Source organism: Paraburkholderia sp. AV2 (assembly GCF_054968425.1).
Genome location: NZ_JBANLK010000004.1, coordinates 49,446 through 73,813 on the forward strand (window position 1 = coordinate 49,446; position 24,368 = coordinate 73,813).

Genomic DNA, 24,368 nt, shown 5'->3' on the forward strand with positions numbered 1-24,368 from the left:
TTTCACCCGGAGTGCCAGGCGCGATTGAACGCACGCCGAAAATCATCATGAACGATTTCGCACCAGGCGCGTGGTCTTTGTCACGCCCGGCAAGGATGCAGGGGTTGTCGAACGCTATTTTGTACCAAAACGCACTTCGTACGCGTTCGTGTGGTGGAATCCGCGCGTGGGTACCCGGGCTATGTGTATCTGCGCCGCTGTGTATTTGTGCCGCACCGCTGAGGGACCGAGCGACGATCCAACATACCAGACTGGTACCGATCGGGAGCAATACAGTCTCCCGCTCGAAGACTCCCGAATCCCCGCACAACCTCTGCTTTGCGAGTTCGGATTCCAGGCGGGCGACGCGTCGTGTCGTTGGGTCGTCTTCGGCAAACTCAGCCGCTGCAGTAATGACGTATGTCAGGGCACGCTTCTCCTGTCGAAAATCATCTTCTCCGAGAATTGTCTGGAGAGAAACTGGCGAAAATTTCACCGCAGCTTGCGTTGGCCGACATGCCCAAGCCGTCCAACAGTGGATGGAGATGCCCGATATTCTTATGGTCACCTAGAATATAAGAACGGTTCTGCCCTGAAAGGGGGCTGCCATGTTCAGCGCTTCATTGCGACAGTACAGGCGCGGCCTCCGGCGGAAACAGAAGATCCTCTGGCTGCACGGAAATCATGTATTGGACTAACGGCGCAGGTATTCTGGATTGCCGTAAGCGAAATGACACGCGCTGGGCAGCTTGGGTGGGGCGCAGAGACCGGTTTTTGGAGGAGTTGGCGAGATGACCCTGAATTATGCAGGCAGGTCGCACGATGAAGCCGTGGCAGCGAGGCACAAGCAGAAGCAGAAGGCACAGGAGCAGGCGGGAGGTGAGATGGCGATAGACGGGACGGAGGGCGACGCGGAGCACAGCTGCGGCGAACTCTCCGAACGAGGAAAGCAGGTATGGCGAAGCGGAAGCGGGATCAATGGTGGTGGGAAAGAGTAAGGGAGTCTCGTTGATCTGAAACGACATGGATGGAGCATGTCATTCCGTCCACACCGCATCAGAGCCCTGTCGTGCCGTCTACGCCCCAGTGGAGGGGTACCCTGGAAAGGCGCGTTTAGACTGGGATGAACAGACCGCATGACAAGGCGCAAGCGATCCTCGGGCTGTTTCATTCGACCGTCGACCGTCAAACAGATGCCACGCCATCCAGGCGCGGCTAAGTCGCTGCCTTGGGCTAACCGCGTCCCTTGTGCGCACTCATGCTACGCTGAATGCCGTCGACCGGAATGGTGCTATCCGTGTGACGCGCTTCTCTGGCAAACACGAGCGGAATGAGATGAGCCACAGCGCATGCATGGAGATTCAGCACATGCGCCCGAACGGGAAAGTCCCGTACGGCACTTGTCCGGGATGCGCCAAGTCATGTCCACGAGGCTTGGCCGCGCTCGATTTACACCGAGGAGTCTTGCTAGAAGCACGGGCGCCTCGCGTGTGCAGGACGCAGATCGGGAAAAAGCAAAATGGCAGCCGTCGTCGCCGCAGTCCTTGAATGGATCGCAAGCATTTTTTTCATCTTCTCTTTTGTAGTGGCGGCTGCTACCTGCAGTCTTCTCGTAACTAACTATCTAACCCGCTCAATTTCAAAGAGCCGTCGATGAATGGATCTGTAAGGGACCTAACAAGGAACGCGAGACGCGAGCCGCGCGGCGAACAAAGACAACGGACGCGCGACTACTCCCAACGACGTCTTGCGCGGCGGCGCAGGCAGGCTGGATTGGTGGAATGGAACGCGTTTTGGCACCCTGCAGTCAGTGGTTGGCGATTGGGAGCTAACGGTCAGAATAGGACCGTCCGCCTCGGCACTCGCAGAATTACGTGGAACGTTGAACCGTCGCAATGTGCAATCTGGGAGCGGAGCCTCGGACCTTGGCGAAAACGTGGGCAACGAGGGTCCGCCTGCCAGTGTCACTGCGGCCTTGGCATTACATTCAGGATCTGCCGGAATGCAATCTGAAACGCGATTAGATTGCGGACGTGTAGAGTGCATTGTGCCTCGGATATTCATACGATCCGCGCCGTGCGCCAGGTCCGCGACCCAGGAGCAGAGATGAATCGATTGATCACCTATCGGGGTTTCGAAATCCATGTGGCACTCACCGAGGTTGCTCAGGATATGTACAGTGTGACGTTCAGAATAAAGGGCCATAACGTTGGCCGCACCAGCATCGACGGGGCTGTCGTTCCTGTTCGACATGGTCCGTTCTCAGAGCGCTGGGCGTACCTCGTAGCGGAGATTGCAGGTCAGGCCGCCGTTGATGTTCTGGTTGGTCCGGAATCGTAGTTCGATGCCCCATCGCTTGTCCGGCATTGGTCGATTGATCAATATGCAGGGGACCGCCACAGCTGCTTCACTTACAGGGTATTGCCGTCCAGCGGCGGAGAACGGCATTGTAAAGGGTCAACCGTTGCCATCCTCCCGTTTGCGCGACGCTCGTAAGTGAAGCACTTCAGTTCACGCCGACACCCGCCGTCTGGCGCGTTGCCAAGTGCCACAGAGACGGAGCGAATCAATTTGGGGGCGGCTTTAAAAACTCACGCAGGCTGCCGAAAGGCTCAACGAGGGAACGACGATGACCCCTGATGATGTGATCTCTGTCTTCGAGCAACTGAATCGCGAAGGTCGCGCCGTGGTCGATCTGGATCATGCCTGCGCGAGCTTTGCAAAATGGCTGGCCAGTGCATGGGATGATCTGGGCGCAGCTGACGTTGCGTTGCTGACTTCCGTGGGTGCTGCCCTGTGGCGCGAAGGGTATGCGAGGAGGTACTGAGATGGGCTTGCTTGTCATACCGCCATGACGGCACGCGGCGGACGGCTATATGACAGGTCGATGGAAATTGGCCACGGCATTCGCCCACCTCGCGCAGGTGGTCGCCGCCCCTGGTCCGAAACGTTATCTCGTAAAGATCCTCAGCAGACCGGCTGGGTTAGACGCGAATCTCGAACCCGCGATACCCGATCATCCGTTACATGGGGTGCTCCATTGGGTTGATGGTTAGACATGCTGAAAAGATCATCAAAAAATGTGCGCGCGAGTGGTTGCGCCCGCCGTCCGCAACGAATGCGCACGTTGGTTTGGTCAGAGCGCAGCCAGTAACCGAAGTTGACGTTCGCTTTCGGTCCCGCGAACCAGTGCGTAGGCCCGCATCTGCGTGCGCTCAATGAGCAAAATGGATTCCGAGCCGGAAAAGGCGTTCCACGCGTCATCCGCGATTGATGTCGGCGCACCCTGTGCTCTCGCGAACGCCCGCAGAAGAAGGCTTGCCTCGCGGCGCACGACATGGCGGTCAGCATTCAAAACGTACGGCAGACAGCCAGCGCGTAAAACCAGGTAGTACGGAATTTCGATGCGGTCACTTTGCACGGAGGTGGCACCAGTCTGGAGGGTTGCGTGCGGTCAGGCTCCCGGTTCGCCACGGGCTTCCGCCGCGTTTGCACGAACGAAGGAAATGCGCCTGAGGATGCACGACGCCAGCGGCCGCATTGTAGAAGCAGCTACGGTCAAGGCGGCATCCAGGAAAGTGCAATTCTCCGCCGGGAAAAATCGGCTGATGTCACACGCCAGCTGCCCTTTCACATATCGACGACCGAAGAACCGCTCACTTTTCCGTCGATGATGTCCTTTCCATGCTGCCGAGCGGCGCGCCTCGCCATACCGAAGTCGGATAATGCATGCGCGTGGTTCGGCCTGAAAACACGGCTTGCGGCAGAGGTCGCTATCGCGCCCGGGCGACATATCCGTACCGCAATGTCATACCCTTCGTCGTAACGGGAATGTCCGTCAAAGCGACTGAATGTGCGAGCGAAGACGAGGGGATGAAGTTCGTACCCCCTGTAGAGAAGAAGCGGTCGTGTCGGCATGTTGGTCACTCCAGGGGGAGCCCCACTATACCTTGATAAGGGAACCGCAGGGCGGCGCAGATACGTTACCAGAATTGAATTGACCGACGGTGCCGGCGCGCGTATGGTGGTTCACGAGGTCTACAAAGCAGATTACTGCCTGCATGGTCGTCAATCCTGTTTCGGATGACATGGCGACGGCTATCAGCATCATTTCTCCTCCAACTGCAGGTGGCCCCCTTCGATAAGGCTCACCGACAACTGCTTGGTCGGGTTGCTTCGCCTCGCTGGTACGGCTCGTGAGGCACTTTGGATATCGCCTTCGGCCAGACCCGCACAACTATCAAAAAACCGGCCGCGTGCTGTGGCCAAAAGGGAGTTACCTGATGACAACCATTCGCCGCTATCGAGGTCTCGATATTTCCTTGCTTGTGTATCCCCACCGGGCAACCCAGGCAGGATTTGGCCACAATTACGAGGACGGATTCGATGCGTCGATCCGTATCAGCGAACCCGATTCCGGGATTGACAACTCCCGCAGCCGGCTCCTCCGTGTGCCCGGCAAGCATCCTTTCGCCAATACCGGCGACGCGAGGCGCGCGTGCGTGGCCTATGCCGAAATGTTGATTGACGGTCACGGGTTTGATCGCACGATCGATGCGCCCGCCTGAGTGCCCCAGCCAGGCAGGCCATTCGCCGGAGCGTGCTCGCGGACTCCCGAACGTCCTCGCGCAATACGCCCAGTCGTGATTCGCGACGCCACCACGCCTTGAGATCACGATCACGTCAGGACTGACCATGGATTCTCGCTGCCCCCCGATTGAAGACAGCGCTGGAACGAGCGACGATGCGCTCGAATTCCATCGTAGTTCTAACGGTGATAGATGGCTTCTGTGCCGCGGCGAGCGCAAAGCTCCCATTGTGCGCCATGTGTCGAACGCGGCTTCGGGGGGCACCGTATCGGAATTGGCGGTTGGCGCGTTCCTGTCGTCGGAGAGCTACGGCCCCGAGCACGAAGCGCTGCTCGAACTCGTCGCCGGGTCGATGCTGCCCGCGAGGGGGCCTGCTCCAGACAGCGGGCCTATTGCCTTGGCGCCGGACCCTGGCGATCGTCCGGAATCGCACACGCAGGTCGGCGCGGATGCGCTGCTGCTCGCCGTGACGCGGGTATGTACGTTTGCGCAGGAACGTCGATTGACCAATGCCAGTGGCTTCTTTTTCCAGCAGGGAACACGTCTCTTTCTCGTGACCAGTCGGCACGTCATGATCGACGTGTCCGGTGAACATTTCCCCGACCGGCTCGAGATCGAGTTTCATGTCGACGCGCAGAACCTGGCCGCCGCGACGTGGATGTCCGTTCCGTTGTACACCGCAGGGCATCCTCTCTGGCGTCAGGGAACGGATGACGGCGGCGAGATCGACGTAGCGGTAATCGAACTCTACAGGGGCGCGTTGCCTGCCGGCGCAATGTTCCAGGCCTTCGGCCCCGGTCATCTGCCGCGCGCAGGTGATGCAATGCCGATTGGGGCATCGCTGCTGATCGTCGGCTTCCCGCTCGGGTTCCACGATTCGCTGCATCACCTGCCTGTCGTTCGGCAAGGTGTTCTGGCTTCTGCGTTCGGCCTGCGCTTTCAGGGCAAGGGCTGCTTCGTCACCGATGCAAGAACTCACCGCGGCACCAGTGGCGCACCGGTCGTCCTGAGAGCGCCATCGGAAGGCAGAATGCCTGACGAACTGCCGTGGCTGCTTTTAGGCGTTCATTCTTCGAGCATTGACATGGGCGGCCGGGATGAGCAGATGGACGAAACGCTCGGCCTGAACAGCGCATGGTATGCAGATATTTTGATGGTGTTGACGGCTCACTAGCACGCCATCTTGCCCGTCTGCCGCCGTAAGGCCCGCCGCCCGTTCACTTTTTCCAGCAGGCGCAGCGGCCGCATCGAATTCCGCGCCTTATTCATCGTTGCGGCGATTGCCACCACAGATTCCTTTGCCCACTTCGAACCCGGAGCAGGCTGCCCCACTGAAACGCCAGAGGCTATATGTCCCCACTCCTGGAATTCCTTGCAACGCTGCCACAATTTCATGCCGACCGCCTGGCTTGCAGAGTTATCCATATTGGTACGGGATGTGTACTTTCCATCGTCGATGACAACCTGTCGCAACCTGCCTCGATGTTGAGCGCCAGTTGGCCTGGGCAACCGGAGAACCAATCCCACAGGCTCGAAGGCCTGGATGCAATAAATTTCTACATGCGGGAAGCAAGAGCGTACGGGGCAGAATCTGCGTCGATAAATCGTGCTGTTGCCACCCTTGATCACGCAATGGGCGGATCGACCGCGTTTTCTGCGGCAGTCAAGTCACGGGATAGTTTTATGGGTGTCCCGCGCAACAAATAGATGGAGATTCGCTTCTCATTAGACGCGTTGCCAAGGAAATTATCCGCCTTTTGGACTGCTCGAATGGCTGGCCTTCATGCCTGCCCATTTACCGCCCACAGCCGACCCGCGGGGCTGGCTGCATCGCCATTTCGTTCACGCACTGGGTCAAACCTGGAACGCGTGGTGTGCGATCGCTTCCGGGATGCAGGAAAGCGGCGGCTACGTGGTCTCACCGCTGCTTTTCCCCACGCGCCTGCTCTGGCTGGATTATCCCGCCGACGGGGATGCCTTGGGCACTGTGCCGTTCGACCACGCATGTCGTCCCGCTCCGCGAGGCGGCCGGTCGCGCCTGATCTGATCGCGCTCGCACCGCCCGGTGTGCTGGAACCGTGATGGGCGCTTGCCTCTGTCAACCGCGCGTGAGGCTGGTGCCAGTAGCCAGCGAAAGATCGACCGGCGCGGGCTTTCGCAGGCGGCTGCAGCAACCCTGGTCAGGCCGCGCCGAAGTTGATGTTCGGGTGCTTCCCCCTTGCCTTACCAGACCGGAAACACGACGTCCGGCTGCGGCGTGAATTGAATGCCCGAGTCGGGGCAGATCACGCGGCCCCGGACGGCGACGCGCTGGTTCAGGTACGGTAGCAGGAGCGTGGGGGCTGGTGCACCTCCTTCGCCAAGGAGAATGTCGGACACCTCCTTGTCATTGCACGGCGACGTCGAGGGGCGATCCAGCATGATCGTTGTATAGTCGCCCAGCGCGTACTTCCCGCTGCCACGCTGAATAGTCCCAGTGATCCAGATGTCGTATTGCAGGGGCAACGTCGGCAGCGGCGGGCTGGCTGACGTGGCGTTTTCTGACCATAGCCCGGCGATCACAATTGCCGGGACCAGGATACACAATCGTCTTTTCATGGCGCAAGCCTCTTGACGGCCGGTGCACGTCACTGTTTTCCTTTCACTTCCCTGAAGTCGGCATCTATCACGTCCTCGTCCTGTCCCGCGCCTCTGGACCCCTGCGGGCCGGTCGCGGCGTCGGGGCTGCTCCCCTGTGATTGCACATCTGGGTAGACCTTTCCCCCGAGTTGCTGCGAGGCTGTCGCCAGTGCATGCACCTTCGCATCAATTTCGTCCCTGTCGGATCCTTTCAGCGCGGCCTCAAGCTCCGTGATTGCGGCCTCAATTGTCGCCTTTCCGGCGGCGTCCAGTGTCCCGCCGTATTCGGAGAGCGCCTTGCGCGTGCGGTAGATCAGGGCGTCACCCTGATTGCGTGCCTCGGCCACCCACCAGCGACGCCATCCCGACACCGGAATCCAGGCTGAATGGCGCCATGATCACGGCCAGAATGACCGCGAAGAGGATCGACAGCGCGAAGTGGACCAGCAGCGCCACCAGTACGACGCCAGCTGCAAACGTAGCGGGTTGTGCGAGCACATCGCGGCCCCTCACGATTGCCGCAATCATCCGCAGCGGTGACCATACGCTTTGCCCCGCAACGCGCATGGCAAAAAGTTCGATCACCAGGAAAACCGCGCCCGCCACGCACCCGCCGAGAAGTGCTGCAGGCCACTCGGGCATGCGACGAACGAAATGATGCGAATGCATGTGAAGTTCCATCATGACCTCCTCGGGATCCGCAAGTCTTTCCTCACCGGCGCCACCGCCAGACCGCCTCCGCGACATCCGGCGGCGGTGCGCGAACCGGACGACGGTCCACAAGCCGCACGGCGTACTCCAGTGCTTCCGATTCCGCCTCCTCGCGGCTCGGCCAGCGCCGGCAGAGCCACGGCAAGTGCCAGTTCACGAAAACCTCCCCATCCCTCGCGACCTGAACAAATACAAGGTATCCGTTCACCGCGGTTTGCCCCGGACACGCTGCCGTGCGTACGTGCCTCACGACCAGGGTGTGCATACGGACCTCCAGTCCGTTTCGCATCTCGACTCTCACCCGTTCCATTGAATCGCTCCCCCTCGTGTGTGCGCCGGTATCCCACCCGCCTTGCGGTGCTCCTGCGAAAACCGCTCCGAACGAGGCGCTCATCGCTTCATGGAATCGCGCCCGGCGTACGGCACGAACGACGGCATACCGTCGTCCCGAACGGTGCCCGCGGGGCAACCGCGCTGCTAACGGCGGCGCAGGTGCGACGTGATCTGGTGAGACGTCTGCCACATGGAGGCGAAGCGGTCGCGCAGCGTGCGCCGGGCGCGCTGCGCGACCGGCAGGAAAACGCCGGTCAGGACGACGATCGTACGGTGGAGGCGCTCGAACAGCATAGTCGAAGCCGAGCGGAGATGAAGGCAGCTCATCGTCTTCTCCTTCGACGCAGCAAGGAAGAGAACGGGCTTGCGCGCTCCAGTTCGCCTGCCATGCCGCGGGGCAAACAAATCGAAACACGCAGCATGCAACCGGTCCATCACCGGGCACACTGCCTGAGCTGGATATAAGTTAGTTTCACTGATGAAAATTTTCAAGGTGTTGCGATGGATCCCGCCAACCGTGCCCGGCGAGCCGGTACCCGGTTATCCGCGGGCGGAACACCCGTGTTGCCTGTGCGGATCAGATCGCATCCGGATATCCGGCCGTGCCTCACGACGGACACCACTTTTTCACGGCGGCGAGCAGCCGCGCCACCGGGACCGGCTTGATGAGGCAGTCGTCCCACTGCACCGGCCCCGGCGACGACGGTGGCATCGCCGTATGAACAAGGATCGGGATGTGTGCCAGCGCAGGATGCGCCCGGATCTGGCGGCACAGTTCACCGCCCCCCATCAGCGGCATCACCCAGTCCGTTATGATCAAATCCGGCGGCTGGCGCAGGGCGTGGTCGAGCGCCTCCATACCGTTGTGTGAGCAGCACACGCCATATCCTTCGGCGGTAAGCAGGAAGCAGTAGGCATCGAGCAGCTCAGGCTGGTCGTCGACAAGCAGGATAGAAGGCATTTTGCTGGTCGGTAGACTTGTTTTCGCCATGCGAGGCAAATTGCGTTCCCGATCGCCGGCCTGAAGAGACTGGCCCACAGGCGGTGCGAGGGAAAGATAATGTGCCTTGCATGCCGTCTTTGCCAACGAATTCACGCATTGGGTACGGATCATGACCGATTTTCAAACGGGAACCCTGTACGCCCTCGCCGGATTTCTCCGACAGCAACAGGCGGCCCTGACGGAAAGATGGATGCAGGCCGTTGCTGCCGATGCCGACCTCGTCGAGGCGGACCGGCTGACCTGGGAGCAACTGGCCGATCACCTGCCCGCGATCCTGAGCGCCATCTGCGTCGCGCTCGAAGAGCAGGATCTCCAACCGGTCGAACAGGCCATTGAACACAATGCGAGGCAACACGGGAACGTGCGCTGGCAGCAGGGTTACCGCGTGGATGAACTCGTGCGCGAACTGGAGCTGTTCCGGCGGGAACTGGCTGGCGCCGTCCGGGCCTTCGAGGAGTCCGACGTCACGTTCACCCGCGACCAGGAATCCCATGCGCTGCGCCTGATCGACGAGGCGCTCAGTTTTGTCACCCTGACGTCCATCCGCGAGGTCATCGGCGAGCGTGACCGGATCATCGCGGAATACACGAGCCAGCTGGAACGAGCCAACCGGGAGTTGCGGGAACAGCAACGCCAGGTCAGCGAATTGCACCGGTCGCGCATGCAGATCACGCGCAGCCTCGTGCACGACCTGCGCAACTTCCTGAACGCCTTTTCGATCGACCTGCAGCTGATTGCGCGTGTTCCATCCAGAGCCGAGGCCGGGCTGGCGCTCGCGACCCGGCAGGCAAACGACATGAAGCAGCTGATCGACGAAATGATGGAGTATTCGGTCGTCGTCGGCGACAGCAGCCAGAACTGCATCGCGCCGGTGGATCTGCCCATGCTGTTCGACGAACTGGTCACGGCCGCCCGTCCGGGGATCGAAGCGAAGGGCCTGCATCTGTCTGCTCGCCTTGAGGCCGGACTGGTCCGGGTGCAGTCGAGCCGCATCAGGCTCAAGCAGGTTGCGCTGAACCTGCTGTCGAATGCGACGAAATATACCCGGGAAGGGGAAATCGAACTGGTCATCGCGAGATGCGGAGACAGCCAGTGGTCCATGCGGGTTGCCGATACCGGTGTCGGCATTGCGCCGTCGGACACGGAGCGTGTGTTCAGGGAGTTCGAGCGGGTCGCCGGCGACGACATCCCGGGCGCCGGTCTGGGGCTGGCGATTGTCAGGGAGTTGTGCCGCGCACTCGAGGGCGAGATCCATTTCGAGTCCCGCGAGGGGCAAGGCACGACATTCGAAATCCGCTTTCCTCTCGACCTGAAGCCGATTAGCTGACGCCGCGCCCGTCGGCTCGCGATCTGACCGGCTGTGCGCAGGATACGCGCCTCGCGATCGGTGTTCTTCGTGTGTCGATGACGCGGATCCAGCCCGACCTGCTCCGCGAAAATGCCGAAAAGCATGCCGTCCGGCACGCCAGATACGGCCACGGGTGAGGTGCTCTCACGCGGCATCGACCGCGCCTGCACCTTGCCTGACTCCGAAGGTAACCGGATTATTGACACTATCCATTCCGCGCGGCGGGAAGCGACACTCCCCGGGGGGACAGCCTTCGGCCGGCGCCCCACGCCCTGGTCGCGCTGGAGGCACGCTCAGGCAGCCAGTCCTGCTATCCTGTCTGCGGTCCGCATCACTGGATGGGCGGTGCGGTGCCCAGTTTTTCGGCCAGCATCCGCTCGTACACGCCGAAGTGCAGATCCACTTCAGACTGATCGACTGCGGTAACGATCAGGGTGATCTGGTCCGGCAGCAGACCAAGCACGCCCGCGATACACGTTTCGAGCTGTGGCGCGCAAACCTTGTCCTTGACGACAGTCGTCCCGATCGTGACTTCATAGTTTTTCTCCTGCCGGCAAACCACTTCCACCAGGCGCGCGCGGGCGCTCATGTTGTTGTCGACCGCCATCCGGATGACGTCCACCGCCTTGCGCATCGCTTCTGTCGGAAACCCCCGGGTCGAACGCAGCCGCACGCGGTGGGGGCCCAGGGTCAGCCAGTCAGTATCGAATTCCATCGCGTCCTCCATTTGCTGCATGGTTCCGCCGCGATGATATGACCCGGCAAAAAAATTTCAAGGTGCGCCGCTGCTTTTTCCCCTTGAAATCCTCGCCAGAGTGCCTATCTTTCGTTTCGCTCAGGCAGACGCGCGGCTTGCAACGTCCCGTGCGCTGCGTGTTTCGATTTGTTTTGCCAGACGCAGGCAGGCGAACTGGAGCGCGTAGGCCCGTTCGCCTCCATCAACATTTGAGGAGAACTGCATCATGAGCGATTTCTACTCCGGATCTGACCTCTTCAGCGAGTTCGACCGACTGCAGCAGCAGATGGCGAACCTCTTCGGTAACTTCCCCTCCAGTCTCCGGGCGAGCCGCCTCGGCGCATTTCCGCCCGTCAACATTGGCGCCACCGACGACTCGATTCAGATCGTCGCGTTTGCACCCGGCGTCAATGCGGCGGAACTCGACGTATCGATCGACAAGGGGCTGCTGACCATCAGCGGTGAGCGCAAGCCGGCCCAACCGGATACCGGCGAGGACTCACGAGTTTATGCGCAGGAGCGCTTCACTGGCGCGTTCCGTCGGGTTATCGAGCTACCCGAGAACGCAGACCCCGACAAGGTTCAGGCGCGCTACGAAAATGGCTGCCTGTCGATCGCCGTCGGCAAGCGCGAATCCTCGAAGCCGCGTGCAATCACCGTCCAGTAATCCAGGGAGCCGAAAATGAGCGATACCACTGAACTGAGCAAGCGCGACCCGTCGGCCGTCACGCGCACCGGGAACGAGCCGTCCGCGCGACGGATGACAATTACTCCTGCCGTCGATATCTACGAGGACAGTCAGGGCGTCACACTTTGGGCCGACCTGCCTGGAGTTACCAGGGACAAGCTCGATGTGCGGGTCCATGACGGCAATCTCGCCATCGAGGCTGAGGCGGTCGTGCCGACACCGCCAAATCTGCGGCTGCAGCATGCCGAGGTCCGTGAGCCGCGCTTTGCGCGCACGTTCACGCTCTCCCCGGACTTCGACATATCGAAGATCGAGGCAAATCTGAAGGATGGCGTACTGAAGCTCACGATCCCACGCCGTGACGAGGCGCGCCCGCGGCGGATCGAAGTGCGTACGGGCTGAAGTCGGCGCGTGGGGCAGCAACGGCAGGAAGCACAGCGGGTGGCGGCGGCCTGGCTGCCTCCCCGCCGACAGCGGAGGCCCGGATGAGCGAGCCGTTCCCGACAGCAATGTCCGTGGCCAACATTGCGATGACCGACTGCCACCTGCACGAACATGCACGGCGGGGGGCATCGCAGCAGAAGCGCCGCGCGATGCGCTGTCCTGCGCCGTCAGTCGGCCTGGAAAGGGAGCATTCGCGGCCGCAGTGCGCAAGGTGGCCGCCCAAACCGCTCACGAGGCCCAGTCCGAAAACGTCGACGGTGGAAAAGCAGCGGTGCGGGTGCCATAACCGGAATACGGTTCTCCTGCCAGACTTCAGAGGAGGAAACGATGAACCCCGATCCGAAAAAGTGGAATCCCTTCAAGTTCCTTCGCGGGGCTGTGCGCAAGTCCGATGCGGACAGCACGGCGAGCCCGCCGGCGAGCGAAAACGAACAATGGCGGGCCTCCCTGCCCGACATTGCGCGATTGTTCTCACGGGAGCCATGGCGCGCAGTGGAGGAATTTTTTCACGACCCGTTTGCAGGCCGTAGCGCGCTCGAACGATGGTTCGGCGACTTCAGTTCATCGCGCTTCCAGCCGCGCATCGACGTCGTCGATGAGGGACCGGTGTTGCGCGTGACCGCAGAACTGCCCGGGATGGAGCGCGAAGACGTGAAGGTGAGCGTCGAGGACGGCGCGATCGTGCTGCGTGGTGAGAAAAAGCAGGATGTGCGCAGTGAGGAAAACGGCTGCTACCGGCTGGAGCGTGCGCATGGACGCTTCGTGCGCACGATCCCGATGCCTGAATACGCCGATCCCGGTCGCGCCCTGGCAAAATTCGACAACGGTGTACTCACGTTGACCGTGCCGAAAACGGAGCCGGTACCGTCCACGAGTCGCACGATCGATATCAGTTAGGGCGAGCCTCCAAAGCGCAATGACGGCGGCCAAAAAAGAGGACTGGGTCGTTAGCTCAGCTGGTAGAGCAGCGGACTTTTAATCCGTTGGTCACAGGTTCGAATCCCGTACGGCCTACCAAAGAATCAAGGGCTTAGCGTTCGCGCTAGGCCCTTTCTCATTACAGAAGTTCAACAAAGGTACAACCGCGTAGCGCAGGAAGGCACCGCTGGGCGGCGCTCATGCCCCGTTGACGAGCCGGTCCCTCTCGCGATCTTCAACCGCCGCTGCGCGGACCTCGGCCCTCTCCGCTCGATCAGTCATTGCTTCGAGCTTGGCCCTCAGGACTGCCGCCGTGCGCTCAGCCTCGATACGTGCGTCCGTTTGCGCCTTGAGTTCCCCGCGCAACTCTTCCAACTCCCCGTCCCGCTCATCTGGTTTCCCTTGTGCGCCGCCGTTTTCGATGCACGCGACAGGATTCAGCCAGCGGGTCTCGGCCAGGTGCTCCGGCGACAAGTGCGCGTAGCGCATCGTCATGGTCAGGCTGTGGTGACCAAGCGCTCGTTGCAGCGCGAGGATGTTGCCACCGTTCATCATGAAATGACTGGCGAACGTGTGGCGAAGGACGTGCGTGAGCTGACCAGCGGGGAGCACCACGCTCGCGCGCTCAACCCCTTCGCGGAAAGCGGCAAATGCGGTCTCAAACAGGCGCCCGTTCGCTGGATCACCGTGTTCGTCGAAATGATCGATCAACTCCTGCTCAAGACCCTCAGTGATCGGCACGGCGCGCGCCTTGCTTGACTTCGTCTGCACGAACTGGATCATGCCGTTTTTGATCTGCGACCGACGCAGGCCTTCGGCTTCACCCCATCGCGCGCCGGTCGCAAGACAGACCTTCGAGACGCAGGCGACGTGCGGATTCTTTCCAGACGCTAGGGCCGTCAACAACGTCACGATTTGCACGGCCGTGAGGTAGGTGAGTTCCTGCTCTTGAACCTTAAAAGCACGGACATGTTTGAGCGGGTTTTCTTTCTTCCAGTGCTTGAGCCGTATGAGTTCATTGAACATTGCGCGAAGGTATGCATGTTCGCGATTCATGTTACTCGCCGTGACGCCAGAGCCCATTCGGCGCGCACGGTATTCGGCAAATATCTCGGCCGTAAATGCCTCGGCACGCGGGTTTCCCATCGCTTCACACATGGCGAGTAGCCGATTTTTTGTGTCTTCGCCTGCATTCAGACCCGAACCGTGATGCCGATGCCAAATGTCGACGAGTTCGGTCAACAGGCGAGCATCACGACGCGGTGGTGTCCAGTCTGGCACCTCTTGCACCTTAGCTCGGATGTGTCGCTCCCACGCGATCGCTTCGGCCTTGGTCGTGAACGTCTTCTTGAGGCGCTTCCCAGCCCGACCACCCGGTTGAATATTGACCTGCCAACCGCTATTAACTTTCTTGATCGTCATCTTTCTGAGGGAATAGTGTTCCGAAGAACCTAACGAACAACGATCGGGGTCCTTGGAGGAAACGCTTGTCTACTTTGATAGACACGAGAATGTTGTCGAACCAATTGAAGCCCTCCGTCCTCAGCCGTTCTTCCGCATCTCGCCTAGCTTTCCTGATCGCCAGATACTCCGGGTCGAGCACTAGCGGATAAAAATCGTGCCGACCTGACTCACCAAATGCGCGCATCGCCTTTTCATACGAGACATTTGCGGCCGGAGATATAACCGTCTCCATTGCTCCCAGTGCAGCCTCTTGAAGTTGCCGGCGACGTGCTGTCCTTTCACCTTCGTCGGTCGGTTCGCCCTTCAGCAGATCAATCAGGTAGTGAAATTCCCGGGTGGCGGCTTTCTGTTCGACGCCTCTCATCACCGGGAAATCTGTACTAGATTGGGCTGGAGCTATGTCGCCGCGCTCCGGGTCGGTGATGCCAGTCGTCATCCAGAAGGCGTATTGCGGCCAACGCTGGCCGATTGCCTGAATCATTTCCGCAGTCGGCCTTTGACCACGGAGGTAGGCCTTCCGCCAACTCACTGCTGGTATCTGCGAGAACTCTTCGAGAGCTTTGAACCTTCGAGCCTCGGGGGTTTCCGCATTAACTATCGCAATCATTCGGTCAGCGATATCACGCATTCCACTCTCCACTTGACGACACACCTATAGTTGCTTATCGTACATATAGTACGAATACATCCAACTGGTAATGGTGGATTATGAGCGCACAGATTGATTTTGCAAACCCTCAGGCTTTCCCCAACCTGCCTCCCGTACCAATGATGTCGCGAGAGGCATTCGCTGCCGCAATCGGCCTGCCAATCGGCGTCGTCATTGGCTTCTGCAACAAAGGTTACCTACCGACCGTGAGCATCGGGAAGTACAGCCTTATCAATATCGCCCTCCTTCAGAAACGCTGCTTGGAGCAAGGGTTCTCGCTATGACTTCGAAGAAGCCGCGAGGCAAAGCTCCGTCGTTGTCGAGCACCGCGTGTGCCTCGTTGACACGAAGCTCCAAACAAGTGCAAGGCGAACTGTTCAAGGCCGATACGCACTGGTTCCACTTCTTTCGGTCCATGGTCGATAGCGGCGACCTCTCGCGGATAGCTGGCTCGTCGCTCAAGGTCTATCTGGTTATAAAGGCGCACGTCAACTATCACACGGGCGTCGGATTTCCGAGTGTGGTAACCATTGCCGAAAAATCGGGCGTGTCGGTCGCTCAGGTCAAACGGGCGATTAGTGAACTCGTGGGCTTCGGCTACATCTTGAAATCGAGTGTTGGTCGCTCCAGCGAATACCGTATTCGAGAGGCTGTACGCATTCTCGACGAGTCAGGTAACCACACTGGAACAGCATCTTGGGAGTATGTCCCCTCGGCTGTGGAGGACACGCGAGATGACATCAAGAAAGTGCTGAAAGAGCAGAACGCCGAGAACGCTCGAATCGTTCATATCGAACGCCTTCAGGTCAACTTCAACCACGTTGAAGCCGGTGGCGTTGCTCTGAACATCAATGGTCTGAACGACATGCAAGCGGCGTTAAACCAGTTCCCAGACGGGCAGTTGAAGGAGCAGCTTGGGCGTATCTTCCTTCGGCTAAGTGCAGAAACAGAGCACGGCGAAACTTATACACAGCTCACCGGCGAGCCGGATCATGGGTGAGCTTTGGGAGACGTTCATTGAGCTCATCCATGAGCTCTATTTCCCGCAGATTTGGCTCGCCGGTGAGCTACTAAAGAGCATAGATATTTATCTATAAAGAAATCATCCCCCCTGGACATGGGTGTCTCTTTGACAGTCGAAATCTACTAGATAAGCAATCCTATTCGACTGACTTTCCCTCCGCCGAGATAATGACGATGAAGCCGATTAAGCTACTAGTGATTCTGACGATGGGCATATTCCTCGCCCTGCAATGGATTCGTCCGCTTGTGAGGTGGCCCTTATTGCTGTTGTCTGGTACCTCCCTGTTCGTTTTAGCGGCGACGCTCGTCATTCCATATCCAGTACCGATCCGCAATCAATTGCTGATGGCGACAGTTGGCACAGGTTCCTTGGCCCTGACGTATGCCTACGACGCGATTCTAGGTGCTTTGGTAGGCATCAGTGAAGGATTAGGAGACGCTTCGTGAGCCAACATTTCATCCCCCGAAAAGCGGCGGGAGCCGCCACCGAGGGGGAACCCCTCGCCTCTGCAAGCGATATCGGCATAGTCGCGCGGGAGCGCGGCGGCAACTCGCCGACCACCCACGAGTTGTGTATTGCGCAATACACAACCGCAAAAACTTTAGTCAACGAAAGTCGAGAGGCGTCTTCTGATCTAGGGCAGGAAACACTTTCTGCTAGAAAGTGGCCACACACCGGAGGTGTGGTGTGAGAAAAAGCACGACGGTCCGAGCACGCGTATCACCTGAAATGAGACTGAAGTTAGCTGCGGCAGCGAAACGACACGGTTGCAGCAGCGAGTCCCAGCTCCTCAGGCTGGTTCTTGCTAGGGTTTTGCATGATGAACCGCTACCCGTGGCGAAACCTAGTAAGTCACCGGTCGGGTCGCGGGTACAGGTGAACATCCAGTTAACGAGCGAAGAGAACTCGCTGGTTTGCGCGGCGGCATCAACTGAAGGGCTCCGCAGAACGGAATGGATTGTCAAGTTGATACGGGCAACCCTGCTGCGGCAACCGCAGTTCAATCGGGCTGAAATCGACGCACTGGCGGAGTCGAGCAGACAGCTTGCAGCTATCGGCAGGAATCTCAATCAGATCGCTAGGACCCTCAACCTTGATCCGAATGCGAGCTATCAGGTGACGGTCGATCTCATTGCGGAACTGTCGGCCGATATCAAACAACACTGCATGGAGGTCGGCGCAATGACGGACGCCAGCGTCAACCGCAGGGAGACACCACAATGACGAATCCGGCAGTCGCAAAGCTGTTCGATACGCTCGGCGTACTAGATTCTGTCGATGCCGATGAGCTCCGGCGGCTTACATCTGTCCGAGCTGGAGGCCAGTCCACGAACACTCCAGCGCCATCGATCCTCAAAGCACGATCGCCGGGAAAACGTTCATCCACAAACTCGGGCGGAACAGCTCGCGCAGCCATATCCAGGGTAGTCCGCCGAGCCCCTGAGGTTGTGGTCAAGGTCAGCAGCGTAGCGAAAGACACGGGCCGCGTATGGGCGCATCTGACCTACATAACTCGCAATGGTCGTATCGTCGCGGAAACCGATAGCGGCCAGGTGCTTACGTGTCTCGACGATATCCGTGAGCTGAATGAATATTGGTCGGAATGTCCCGGCAAAAGACGGTCAAACGGAAAGCTGGCGGTGAACATAGTGCTTTCCATGCCGGCCGGCACAAACGTGGAGCGGCTCGCTTCGGCAGTACGGGCGTTTTCGCAGGATGCATTCGTGGGACACGAATACGCTTTCGTTCTTCACACACCAGACACTGACCCGGACCCAGATGCACCTCCGCATCCGCATGCGCACATCTGCGTCAGAGCCGGTGCAGTGAATGGTCGTCGTCTTCGCCATGGTCCGCCCGAACTACAGGCGTTTCGGCAGCTATTTGCTGAGAAGCTGCGCGAGCAGGGAATTGAAGCGGCGGCGACGCCCCGCTCGATTCGCGGCGTCGTGAAAAAGCAGAAACCGCAGAGCTTATACCACGCAGCGAAGGGGCGTCGATCAACTGTTCAGGCGAGCAAGCTCCGCCAAGCGGCTAAGGCGGTGTTGAATGGGGAGCAGGTTGACGGCGTGTGGGAGCACCAAGCAAGCCAAAAGCAGAAAGAGGTACGCGAAGGATGGTTGACGCTAGCCAAGGGACTCGAAACATCTGAACGCTCTAACGATACTGTCCTAGCTCGAGACATCAAGTACTCTGTAGACAACCTGCCAGCCTTGCTGACCGAGCGCCAAGAAACCGCGAAAAAGATGAGTGAGACACTCAACAGGCAGCGTAGCAAAGACACATCCCCTGAAACACCAAGCGCCGACAGCAGATCCGCCACGGTCAAACGATCCAGGACCGCGCCAACCCGACGTAATTCGCCGGGAGAAAGTGACCATGAACGTTGAACACGTACCGAACCTTACGAAATAACGGGAAGGTCGAGCGCTGACACGCCCGACGCCCCCTGACCTCAACCCACCTGCAAGGAGGTGAATTATGGCTGACATCAATGGTAACGCTCCACCCGATCTATTGACCTGGTACACATCGCTCCAGTCGACGATATACGGAATGGGGAAATGCATCGATCTGCTCAAACCCAATCCCATGTACGACGACGTAGCGGCGATGCTGGGCGTATTTCACGACCAGTTGGACCACTTGGCACAGGACGGATTTCTTTTGGTCACGGAGGCCCTATGACAACCGAAATCGCTGTCAAATTCGAAACTGCCCTAGAGATCATGAATTCCATGATCGGGTACCTGTTAAATGAAATTGCGTCAGAAGAAGCGAAGCAGCATCCAAACGCCAAGCTCCTCGCTCGTTTGCATGTCAAACGCCAATTATTGGCATTCGAGCGACGCACACTTGATCCCGCCGATGACGTCGCTATTGAACACGTGCGCCGCGACTATGGCCAGTTCCTCAAGGAGGCGCGTGTCAAAAAAACTTTAGTCAACGAAAGTCCTGATCGTCAAACAAAAGGTGGAGAAACATCATGAGCTTCACTCTCTACGCAAATGTCTTCACGCATTACCAAAACGCGATCGACACGTTCATAGGCACATCCGTGCAGCGAACGATCAGCGCAATGCTCCCCGTCGTGACAACCTGCCTTGGCATCTACTTCATCCTCTATGCTTGGGCAGGAATTCGGGGCAAGGTGCAGGACTGGGGCAACGACATGGTGTTTCGTGTCATCAAGCTTACGCTGATTCTCAGCATCGGCTTTTCGGTCGCCGGCTATGGTCAGTATGTGCTCGATCCCGTGTTGAATTTGCCAACGGACTTGACAAGTATTGTCACCGGTCAGACACCCGATTCGGTTGCCGGCCCGGCCATCCTTGACCGGCAACTGGCACAAGCATGGTCTCTCGGACACGATGCTGTTACGCAAGGTTCTCTCCTGAGCTCCAGTGGCTTTGCGCTATACCTCGCAGGGCTCGTGTTCTACGCGTCAGGTTTTATCATGACACTGTACGCGGCTTATCTGATCCTGCTTTCGAAGGGCATGCTGACGCTTCTGCTAGCGTTCGGGCCGATCTTCATCGGCTGTCTGATCTTCGACGTGACGAAACGGTTTTTCGACGCGTGGCTCGGACTTCTCGTCAACTACGTCTTCGTCAACGTTTTCGCCGTGACAATCCTTTCGTTCACGTTCGTCGCGTTTCAGCAGTACCTAGACACCATGACGCCGAATTCGGGCCTCGGCGGTGCTCTCGGCTTGTTGGTGATTGCTATCATTGACGTGCTGATCATCATGGGCGTGACGCATCTCGCATCGAGTCTAGCGGGCGGCGCTCCGATCGGGACCGGGTTCGGGAATTGGGTAGTATCTTCGGCGACAGGTGGGGCGTCGCGCATGGTCGCGGGCAAACTCGCCCAGGGCGGTCGATGGGCTGGAGGCCGGGCAGGTGGCGCGGCGGCGCAAGGCGCGCGTGCTGCTGCTCGCGCGGCGACGAGTCGGTTTCGCATGAACAGCGTGAAGGGGCTATAGCACGGCGATGCGCCGGTGACATGCCAACATAGGGGGATTTCAAATTGAACGGAAAGCTTGCATGCTCGCTGCTGGTATCGTGTCTTGCGTTGGTGCTATCGGGATGCAAACACGAGTCCGTGGATACTCTTCAGGGCGCGTACGGGGCTGAGCAGAATGGGAAGCTTCAGCCGGTGATTAAGGTCGAGAAAACGGATGCAGGTTACGTTTTCGACGACTACCAGGATGGCAACTGGCGAATCGGCACGGAGGTGGCTGAGCCAATGACAAAGGAAGAATTCCAAAAGCTCGTCGGTGGCCCGATTGACGGCTCGTTCCTTGGACTGAAAACGAAGATGGCAATGGTTGCGAAGGTTCCGGCCGGATTCTCAGTTGGAAAATTTCGAACATCCACCGGGTATATGATGGTCTTCATGTTTGGACCGGTCGAGCTCACGAAATTGTGAGATAGCTATGGTCAGGGAGACCAATTCTAACCCTCGGACCGGACATTCTCCGAAGAGCGACGATGACGGAAAAACAGATTGATCGAGTTGAGCGTGCGCTGTCAAACGTTGAGGCCGGTTACTACGTGACCGATGAAGAGCTCGACACAAATCCGGCCGCGAGCAAGATCCAACGTCAACCGATCAAGGCTAAATGGGTCTGATTTGGATGCCCGAGGCGCGACGGGGTTTACAGCCCGAATTTCGCGCCCGGGTACAAGGATGAGGAACTTTGAACACCCATTCGGGCTGACCTCGCGCTCCCGCGCGAAGTCCACAAACGAAGCTTAGGAGCATAAAGGCGAGGCCGCTGCCCTCGGGGGCGGCTCCCGCCGCTAGGAGATGCGCCGAGCCTCCGTGATTCGAATAGGCCGTGATACGTTACGATACGGTTGATACGTTACGTTATGATATGAAATCAAGGTCCCCGTCCGGCGAAGCTCGATCTGTCCACCTTCTGCTTGGCTCCGAGCTCGAACACCCTAGCGTTCCTCGCGCGCGCTTTCTTCAAGAGGCTGCCGCCTCCTGGCGGCAATACCGCGAGACAGGTCTCCACCTGACCGGTGAAGAGGTGCGACGGTGGATAGGTGCTTGGGGCACGGAGAACGAAAGCGCAGCGCCCGAATGTCATAAGTAGCTCTGTGACATCCGTGGTTAGTCACTGCGGGTCTTGCTTACAAGGATGATGGACTATTAACAAACGGGATTCGATGCGCGGCAAATCACTGCAGCAAGCCGCTCCTGACTCTCACAGAGCCACCGGAACGATCACCACGCCCTTAAAAGAGTCATGAGTACGACATCAAATCCAATCGGTGACCTCAGAACGTTTTCACTCGACGAGCAGATTCAGCGGGCGCGAATCGCCGCCGCTCGGATGGACGCAGGCTACTATTTCACCGACGACGAGCTCGACGATGAGTTGCTGAACGCTGCGCAGCACCGACCAGGTGGCGAAAAAAGCGAGTGGCTGTAGGGCAAAGCACGTATCGCTTACGCTTTACACATAAGCTATGCAAGGATGAGTGACTATGAACGCCCCTAGCTCCGCGCCTCCCGATCAGGACGAGCCGCAACGATGTAAATTTGCGCTAGCACAAGCGCTGCAATGGGCGATCGAGTCTGCGGACAGAATACGTGCCGGCGAGTATTTCACTCGGGACCAAATCTTGGACAGCTCAATAACGGAACCGCCCCGTCGAAAGCGACCTTGCGCTCCCGCGCAAGGCAACGACCTGAGCTAGCAGGGGCGAGGGGGAGTTTCCCCCTCGGGGGCGGCTCCCGCCGCATTGGGTTGACGGCGCTCACGATCTCGTGATAACTGTTCGTCGTCTGCCCTCCCCAAAAGGTAATCCGCACGGATTCAACAACAATGACGCCCATCAAATTCCGAACGATCGAAGAAGCAAAGGCGCTGACGTTTCCCAAGACACCCAAAGAGCATATCGACGAAGCACGCCGCGATTTCGATTTTGTTCGAGGTGCAAATGCTAGTCGTCTGGCAAAAGTCAAACGCATTTATCATGCTGCGGACCTGCTAGCCTCGGAGATTTCCCCGCTTGCCGTATGTCAGAAAGGTTGCGGCCACTGCTGCCATATTGACGTTGGCGTCACGGAAATTGAGGCGCAGTACATAGAGCGGAATACTGGCGCGAGAAAGAATTTTGGAACATCGCGTAGCTCCGGCCACGGAGAAACCAAGACTCCGTGTCCGTTTTTGAGCGTTGACCACACGTGCTCTATCTACGAATTCCGGCCATTCGCGTGCAGAACCTATTTTGCTTTTGATGACCCGCGTTACTGCAATGACAACCACGTCACTCACGTGACATACGACGCTCGGGGAAACCCGATCTTGGCTGATTTCGCGAGGTTGCTCCTGGAATTGAACGGACAAGGGCGCTGGCGCGACATCCGGGACTTCTTCGCGCCTGTTGGTGCGTAGTGCGGGTTCCAGACATGCGCTGATCGGTTATCGAAGCGTCGATCAACCATCCTAAACCCCATCAACCCAGCGCCAACGCCGAGAAGAAACGTCACACTTGCTCTCGACATTGATAGGGTGGTTTATCGAAGTCACACCGTGCTACATTCCTCCCACAAAACGACGAGAGGTTATGCAGCATGGGTTTTGCATTCATACGTGAGGGCGACTCCACCTCGCATGGGGGTCGCGTTCTCGCCTGTACGGCGACAAACCTAGTGGACGGACGTCCTCTTGCCCTTTTGGGCGACATGGCGTCGTGCCCCAAGTGCGGGGGCATCTATCCCATCGTCGATGTCAAATCGCTCGGAATGACCTTCGATGGTCGTCCTGTGGCCTCAGAGGGAGACAAGGTTGCATGTGGGGCGACGTTGATCGCCTCACAGTCCACGGCGACCGCGTCGCCCACCGCAGGGCCAAGCGGCTCCGTCGGCGGCGGCAAGCACGTGCTGCCGCAACCAAGCCAAGATACGCCGCAGCGCGGACGTTTTCAGGTCCTCGACGACATCACGCGCCAACCCGTCGCGGGGCATCCTTACACCGTCCGATCGACGGACGGACGCGTGGTGCAGGGCACGACCGACGCGAACGGTTTCACGGGATGGCTCGAAAGCCACCAAGCGTCATCGCTCACGTTCAGCCATCCCGGGAGCGGCGGGGCATGAGCGGGTACGACCCAGGCTCCTCGTCCGGTGGCATGGCGCCCGGTGACGGTGAGACCACACAAGTTGGTCTGAACAGCCGTCTGTCGGCGAAGGACCGTGCGGTGTTGTGCTCCGTACTTTGCAAATGCAAAGCCGTCGGCGTCGCGACGAAGAACGGACGGATTCAGCGCCAACGCTGCGTTCAGATGCGCCTCAACGCCGCGAACGAAGTGTCACGCATCGAGACGGGCGCTCCGACGGGATACTGCCCAGAGCAATCGTACGACATGCGCAAAGAGCCTCCTGCGCCGATCACGGACCCGGACGACCCGCTTGCCCCGCACTCTAATCTGCGACAATGGATCGAGGACGCATGGCCTGGCGGGAGAAAAGCATACAAGGCGGGTGACGGCAACATGCGCCGGCCAGACGTTGTGATCGTGAACGATCCGACGCAACCGCCCGTGCAACCAAATCTCCGCATGGTCGTGGAGATGAAGTTTCCACCTGATGACTATGGTCCGAATCAGCAGCGCGACTACATCCGCATCGCCGGCGATCGGTCAAAGTTTGTGCGGATCGGCCCGGCCGAATGCGGCTGCGGCGACGACAAAATGGACGGCAAGACGTCCACGTCGACCCAGCCCCAATCGTCGTCGGACATGGACGAACTTTTGGGCGGAGGCGGTGGTAGCCACCCTCAGAGCGGTGGCTTGCCGCCTCCACCGACGATGCCACCGCTGCCGGCCCTTCCCTGATTGACTG

The 24,368-nt window shown here is 59.1% G+C and carries 34 protein-coding genes and 1 tRNA gene; 25 read left to right on the top strand and 10 right to left on the bottom strand.

The annotated features are described in order from the left end of the window. The first annotated feature begins 770 nt into the window (after positions 1–770). The 3 genes from V8683_RS04220 to V8683_RS04230 all read left to right on the top strand — a co-directional run bounded on the left by V8683_RS04220 (position 771) and on the right by V8683_RS04230 (position 2,806). Positions 771–977, top strand: a complete 207-nt coding sequence (locus V8683_RS04220; RefSeq protein WP_342964605.1) for a hypothetical protein — start codon at positions 771–773, stop codon at positions 975–977. A gap of 1,108 nt (positions 978–2,085) precedes the next feature. After that, positions 2,086–2,319 carry a hypothetical protein gene (locus tag V8683_RS04225; protein WP_411187420.1) on the top strand — a complete coding sequence of 78 codons (234 nt, stop codon included), beginning with the start codon at positions 2,086–2,088 and terminating at the stop codon, positions 2,317–2,319. Positions 2,320–2,608: 289 nt separating this feature from the next. Further along, entirely contained in the window at positions 2,609–2,806 is a 198-nt protein-coding gene (locus V8683_RS04230) for a hypothetical protein (RefSeq protein WP_411187418.1), read from the top strand. Positions 2,807–3,115: 309 nt separating this feature from the next. On the opposite strand, the gene V8683_RS04235 is transcribed toward V8683_RS04230, so the two are convergent. Together V8683_RS04235 and V8683_RS04240 are read right to left on the bottom strand one after the other, a co-directional pair. After that, a complete protein-coding gene (locus V8683_RS04235) occupies positions 3,116–3,400 on the bottom strand; it encodes a hypothetical protein (RefSeq protein ID WP_411187416.1) in 285 nt (94 codons plus the stop codon). Positions 3,401–3,609: 209 nt separating this feature from the next. Next, positions 3,610–3,897: a hypothetical protein gene (locus tag V8683_RS04240; RefSeq protein ID WP_411187414.1), complete on the bottom strand. Its 288-nt coding sequence runs from the start codon at positions 3,895–3,897 to the stop codon at positions 3,610–3,612. Positions 3,898–4,262: 365 nt separating this feature from the next. Between V8683_RS04240 and V8683_RS04245 the strand changes: the two genes are divergently transcribed. Next, on the top strand, positions 4,263–4,547 hold the full coding sequence (locus tag V8683_RS04245) for a hypothetical protein (RefSeq protein ID WP_411187412.1): 285 nt from the start codon (positions 4,263–4,265) through the stop codon (positions 4,545–4,547). A 127-nt stretch (positions 4,548–4,674) separates the two neighbouring features. After that, a complete protein-coding gene (locus V8683_RS04250) occupies positions 4,675–5,742 on the top strand; it encodes a trypsin-like peptidase domain-containing protein (protein ID WP_411187410.1) in 1,068 nt (355 codons plus the stop codon). Between the two features lie 1,049 nt (positions 5,743–6,791). Here V8683_RS04250 and V8683_RS04255 read toward each other — a convergent pair. From V8683_RS04255 to V8683_RS04275, 5 genes are all read right to left on the bottom strand, one after another. Beyond that, on the bottom strand, positions 6,792–7,166 hold the full coding sequence (locus tag V8683_RS04255; protein WP_411187406.1) for a hypothetical protein: 375 nt from the start codon (positions 7,164–7,166) through the stop codon (positions 6,792–6,794). Positions 7,167–7,195: 29 nt separating this feature from the next. After that, complete coding sequence (locus V8683_RS04260; RefSeq protein WP_411187404.1) at positions 7,196–7,534, bottom strand: Hsp70 family protein; 339 nt, start codon at positions 7,532–7,534, stop codon at positions 7,196–7,198. Further along, a complete protein-coding gene (locus tag V8683_RS04265; RefSeq protein ID WP_411187402.1) occupies positions 7,509–7,871 on the bottom strand; it encodes a hypothetical protein in 363 nt (120 codons plus the stop codon). The genes V8683_RS04260 and V8683_RS04265 overlap by 26 nt, the downstream gene beginning before the upstream one ends. A gap of 504 nt (positions 7,872–8,375) precedes the next feature. Next, positions 8,376–8,558, bottom strand: a complete 183-nt coding sequence (locus V8683_RS04270) for a hypothetical protein (protein WP_411187401.1) — start codon at positions 8,556–8,558, stop codon at positions 8,376–8,378. Positions 8,559–8,838: 280 nt separating this feature from the next. Next, the gene (locus V8683_RS04275) at positions 8,839–9,345 is read right to left on the bottom strand and encodes a response regulator (RefSeq protein ID WP_411187399.1); all 507 of its coding nucleotides are present in this window, start codon (positions 9,343–9,345) and stop codon (positions 8,839–8,841) included. Here V8683_RS04275 and V8683_RS04280 point away from each other — a divergent pair. Then, a complete protein-coding gene (locus tag V8683_RS04280) occupies positions 9,344–10,561 on the top strand; it encodes a sensor histidine kinase (protein WP_411187397.1) in 1,218 nt (405 codons plus the stop codon). The two genes, V8683_RS04275 and V8683_RS04280, sit on opposite strands and share 2 nt — an antisense overlap. Before the next feature lie 352 nt (positions 10,562–10,913). Here V8683_RS04280 and V8683_RS04285 read toward each other — a convergent pair whose 3' ends face one another. Next, positions 10,914–11,297 carry a hypothetical protein gene (locus V8683_RS04285; protein ID WP_411187396.1) on the bottom strand — a complete coding sequence of 128 codons (384 nt, stop codon included), beginning with the start codon at positions 11,295–11,297 and terminating at the stop codon, positions 10,914–10,916. A 247-nt stretch (positions 11,298–11,544) separates the two neighbouring features. Between V8683_RS04285 and V8683_RS04290 the strand changes: the two genes are divergently transcribed. From V8683_RS04290 to V8683_RS04305, 4 genes are all read left to right on the top strand, one after another. Further along, entirely contained in the window at positions 11,545–11,985 is a 441-nt protein-coding gene (locus tag V8683_RS04290; RefSeq protein WP_411187394.1) for an Hsp20/alpha crystallin family protein, read from the top strand. A 15-nt stretch (positions 11,986–12,000) separates the two neighbouring features. Then, positions 12,001–12,408, top strand: a complete 408-nt coding sequence (locus V8683_RS04295; RefSeq protein ID WP_411187392.1) for an Hsp20/alpha crystallin family protein — start codon at positions 12,001–12,003, stop codon at positions 12,406–12,408. A 369-nt stretch (positions 12,409–12,777) separates the two neighbouring features. Continuing rightward, positions 12,778–13,347, top strand: a complete 570-nt coding sequence (locus tag V8683_RS04300; RefSeq protein ID WP_411187390.1) for an Hsp20/alpha crystallin family protein — start codon at positions 12,778–12,780, stop codon at positions 13,345–13,347. Positions 13,348–13,391: 44 nt separating this feature from the next. Beyond that, positions 13,392–13,467, top strand: a tRNA-Lys gene (locus V8683_RS04305). Between the two features lie 99 nt (positions 13,468–13,566). On the opposite strand, the gene V8683_RS04310 is transcribed toward V8683_RS04305, so the two are convergent. After that, complete coding sequence (locus V8683_RS04310) at positions 13,567–14,790, bottom strand: phage integrase (protein ID WP_411187388.1); 1,224 nt, start codon at positions 14,788–14,790, stop codon at positions 13,567–13,569. Beyond that, the gene (locus V8683_RS04315) at positions 14,771–15,460 is read right to left on the bottom strand and encodes a hypothetical protein (RefSeq protein ID WP_411187386.1); all 690 of its coding nucleotides are present in this window, start codon (positions 15,458–15,460) and stop codon (positions 14,771–14,773) included. The genes V8683_RS04310 and V8683_RS04315 overlap by 20 nt, the downstream gene beginning before the upstream one ends. Before the next feature lie 80 nt (positions 15,461–15,540). On the opposite strand from V8683_RS04315, the gene V8683_RS04320 reads away from it, so the two are divergent. The 15 genes from V8683_RS04320 (at position 15,541) to V8683_RS04390 (ending at position 24,361) form a co-directional block, all read left to right on the top strand. Beyond that, positions 15,541–15,765 (top strand): hypothetical protein, encoded by a 225-nt coding sequence (locus tag V8683_RS04320; RefSeq protein ID WP_462847423.1) that lies wholly within the window; start codon positions 15,541–15,543, stop codon positions 15,763–15,765. 77 nt (positions 15,766–15,842) lie between these two features. Further along, positions 15,843–16,481 (top strand): helix-turn-helix domain-containing protein, encoded by a 639-nt coding sequence (locus V8683_RS04325; RefSeq protein ID WP_411187384.1) that lies wholly within the window; start codon positions 15,843–15,845, stop codon positions 16,479–16,481. 197 nt (positions 16,482–16,678) lie between these two features. Continuing rightward, positions 16,679–16,951 (top strand): hypothetical protein, encoded by a 273-nt coding sequence (locus V8683_RS04330; protein WP_411187382.1) that lies wholly within the window; start codon positions 16,679–16,681, stop codon positions 16,949–16,951. Then, the gene (locus tag V8683_RS04335) at positions 16,948–17,196 is read left to right on the top strand and encodes a hypothetical protein (protein ID WP_411187380.1); all 249 of its coding nucleotides are present in this window, start codon (positions 16,948–16,950) and stop codon (positions 17,194–17,196) included. Before V8683_RS04330 ends, V8683_RS04335 begins: the two co-directional genes overlap by 4 nt. A 185-nt stretch (positions 17,197–17,381) precedes the next feature. Then, positions 17,382–17,729, top strand: coding sequence for a plasmid mobilization relaxosome protein MobC (gene mobC / locus V8683_RS04340; RefSeq protein ID WP_411187378.1), 348 nt, complete (start codon positions 17,382–17,384; stop codon positions 17,727–17,729). Between the two features lie 224 nt (positions 17,730–17,953). After that, a complete protein-coding gene (locus V8683_RS04345) occupies positions 17,954–18,895 on the top strand; it encodes a relaxase/mobilization nuclease domain-containing protein (RefSeq protein WP_411187376.1) in 942 nt (313 codons plus the stop codon). A 91-nt stretch (positions 18,896–18,986) separates the two neighbouring features. Beyond that, positions 18,987–19,193, top strand: coding sequence for a hypothetical protein (locus V8683_RS04350; protein WP_411187374.1), 207 nt, complete (start codon positions 18,987–18,989; stop codon positions 19,191–19,193). Further along, positions 19,190–19,495: a hypothetical protein gene (locus V8683_RS04355; RefSeq protein ID WP_411187372.1), complete on the top strand. Its 306-nt coding sequence runs from the start codon at positions 19,190–19,192 to the stop codon at positions 19,493–19,495. Before V8683_RS04350 ends, V8683_RS04355 begins: the two co-directional genes overlap by 4 nt. Beyond that, positions 19,492–20,490, top strand: coding sequence for a TrbL/VirB6 family protein (locus V8683_RS04360; protein WP_411187370.1), 999 nt, complete (start codon positions 19,492–19,494; stop codon positions 20,488–20,490). Before V8683_RS04355 ends, V8683_RS04360 begins: the two co-directional genes overlap by 4 nt. Positions 20,491–20,609: 119 nt before the next feature. Next, complete coding sequence (locus V8683_RS04365; RefSeq protein ID WP_411187368.1) at positions 20,610–20,936, top strand: hypothetical protein; 327 nt, start codon at positions 20,610–20,612, stop codon at positions 20,934–20,936. A gap of 62 nt (positions 20,937–20,998) precedes the next feature. Beyond that, positions 20,999–21,139, top strand: coding sequence for a hypothetical protein (locus tag V8683_RS04370; RefSeq protein ID WP_411187367.1), 141 nt, complete (start codon positions 20,999–21,001; stop codon positions 21,137–21,139). Between the two features lie 626 nt (positions 21,140–21,765). Continuing rightward, positions 21,766–21,951 (top strand): hypothetical protein, encoded by a 186-nt coding sequence (locus V8683_RS04375; protein ID WP_411187365.1) that lies wholly within the window; start codon positions 21,766–21,768, stop codon positions 21,949–21,951. Between the two features lie 396 nt (positions 21,952–22,347). After that, positions 22,348–22,920: a YkgJ family cysteine cluster protein gene (locus tag V8683_RS04380; RefSeq protein ID WP_411187363.1), complete on the top strand. Its 573-nt coding sequence runs from the start codon at positions 22,348–22,350 to the stop codon at positions 22,918–22,920. A gap of 179 nt (positions 22,921–23,099) precedes the next feature. Next, positions 23,100–23,624 (top strand): PAAR domain-containing protein, encoded by a 525-nt coding sequence (locus V8683_RS04385; RefSeq protein WP_411187361.1) that lies wholly within the window; start codon positions 23,100–23,102, stop codon positions 23,622–23,624. After that, positions 23,621–24,361: a VRR-NUC domain-containing protein gene (locus V8683_RS04390; protein WP_411187359.1), complete on the top strand. Its 741-nt coding sequence runs from the start codon at positions 23,621–23,623 to the stop codon at positions 24,359–24,361. The genes V8683_RS04385 and V8683_RS04390 overlap by 4 nt, the downstream gene beginning before the upstream one ends. Positions 24,362–24,368: the final 7 nt, after the last annotated feature.

Bases quoted from the DNA above. Each gene is read 5' to 3' on its own strand.
- V8683_RS04220 (WP_342964605.1), top strand. From the start codon at position 771: ATGACCCTGAATTATGCAGGCAGGTCGCACGATGAAGCCGTGGCAGCG.
- V8683_RS04225 (WP_411187420.1), top strand. From the start codon at position 2,086: ATGAATCGATTGATCACCTATCGGGGTTTCGAAATCCATGTGGCACTC.
- V8683_RS04230 (WP_411187418.1), top strand. From the start codon at position 2,609: ATGACCCCTGATGATGTGATCTCTGTCTTCGAGCAACTGAATCGCGAA.
- V8683_RS04240 (WP_411187414.1), bottom strand. From the start codon at position 3,897: ATGCCGACACGACCGCTTCTTCTCTACAGGGGGTACGAACTTCATCCC.
- V8683_RS04245 (WP_411187412.1), top strand. From the start codon at position 4,263: ATGACAACCATTCGCCGCTATCGAGGTCTCGATATTTCCTTGCTTGTG.
- V8683_RS04250 (WP_411187410.1), top strand. From the start codon at position 4,675: ATGGATTCTCGCTGCCCCCCGATTGAAGACAGCGCTGGAACGAGCGAC.
- V8683_RS04255 (WP_411187406.1), bottom strand. From the start codon at position 7,166: ATGAAAAGACGATTGTGTATCCTGGTCCCGGCAATTGTGATCGCCGGG.
- V8683_RS04265 (WP_411187402.1), bottom strand. From the start codon at position 7,871: ATGATGGAACTTCACATGCATTCGCATCATTTCGTTCGTCGCATGCCC.
- V8683_RS04270 (WP_411187401.1), bottom strand. From the start codon at position 8,558: ATGAGCTGCCTTCATCTCCGCTCGGCTTCGACTATGCTGTTCGAGCGC.
- V8683_RS04280 (WP_411187397.1), top strand. From the start codon at position 9,344: ATGACCGATTTTCAAACGGGAACCCTGTACGCCCTCGCCGGATTTCTC.
- V8683_RS04275 (WP_411187399.1), bottom strand. From the start codon at position 9,345: ATGATCCGTACCCAATGCGTGAATTCGTTGGCAAAGACGGCATGCAAG.
- V8683_RS04285 (WP_411187396.1), bottom strand. From the start codon at position 11,297: ATGGAATTCGATACTGACTGGCTGACCCTGGGCCCCCACCGCGTGCGG.
- V8683_RS04290 (WP_411187394.1), top strand. From the start codon at position 11,545: ATGAGCGATTTCTACTCCGGATCTGACCTCTTCAGCGAGTTCGACCGA.
- V8683_RS04295 (WP_411187392.1), top strand. From the start codon at position 12,001: ATGAGCGATACCACTGAACTGAGCAAGCGCGACCCGTCGGCCGTCACG.
- V8683_RS04300 (WP_411187390.1), top strand. From the start codon at position 12,778: ATGAACCCCGATCCGAAAAAGTGGAATCCCTTCAAGTTCCTTCGCGGG.
- V8683_RS04310 (WP_411187388.1), bottom strand. From the start codon at position 14,790: ATGACGATCAAGAAAGTTAATAGCGGTTGGCAGGTCAATATTCAACCG.
- V8683_RS04315 (WP_411187386.1), bottom strand. From the start codon at position 15,460: ATGCGTGATATCGCTGACCGAATGATTGCGATAGTTAATGCGGAAACC.
- V8683_RS04320 (WP_462847423.1), top strand. From the start codon at position 15,541: ATGAGCGCACAGATTGATTTTGCAAACCCTCAGGCTTTCCCCAACCTG.
- V8683_RS04330 (WP_411187382.1), top strand. From the start codon at position 16,679: ATGAAGCCGATTAAGCTACTAGTGATTCTGACGATGGGCATATTCCTC.
- V8683_RS04350 (WP_411187374.1), top strand. From the start codon at position 18,987: ATGGCTGACATCAATGGTAACGCTCCACCCGATCTATTGACCTGGTAC.
- V8683_RS04355 (WP_411187372.1), top strand. From the start codon at position 19,190: ATGACAACCGAAATCGCTGTCAAATTCGAAACTGCCCTAGAGATCATG.
- V8683_RS04360 (WP_411187370.1), top strand. From the start codon at position 19,492: ATGAGCTTCACTCTCTACGCAAATGTCTTCACGCATTACCAAAACGCG.
- V8683_RS04370 (WP_411187367.1), top strand. From the start codon at position 20,999: ATGACGGAAAAACAGATTGATCGAGTTGAGCGTGCGCTGTCAAACGTT.
- V8683_RS04375 (WP_411187365.1), top strand. From the start codon at position 21,766: ATGAGTACGACATCAAATCCAATCGGTGACCTCAGAACGTTTTCACTC.
- V8683_RS04380 (WP_411187363.1), top strand. From the start codon at position 22,348: ATGACGCCCATCAAATTCCGAACGATCGAAGAAGCAAAGGCGCTGACG.
- V8683_RS04385 (WP_411187361.1), top strand. From the start codon at position 23,100: ATGGGTTTTGCATTCATACGTGAGGGCGACTCCACCTCGCATGGGGGT.
- V8683_RS04390 (WP_411187359.1), top strand. From the start codon at position 23,621: ATGAGCGGGTACGACCCAGGCTCCTCGTCCGGTGGCATGGCGCCCGGT.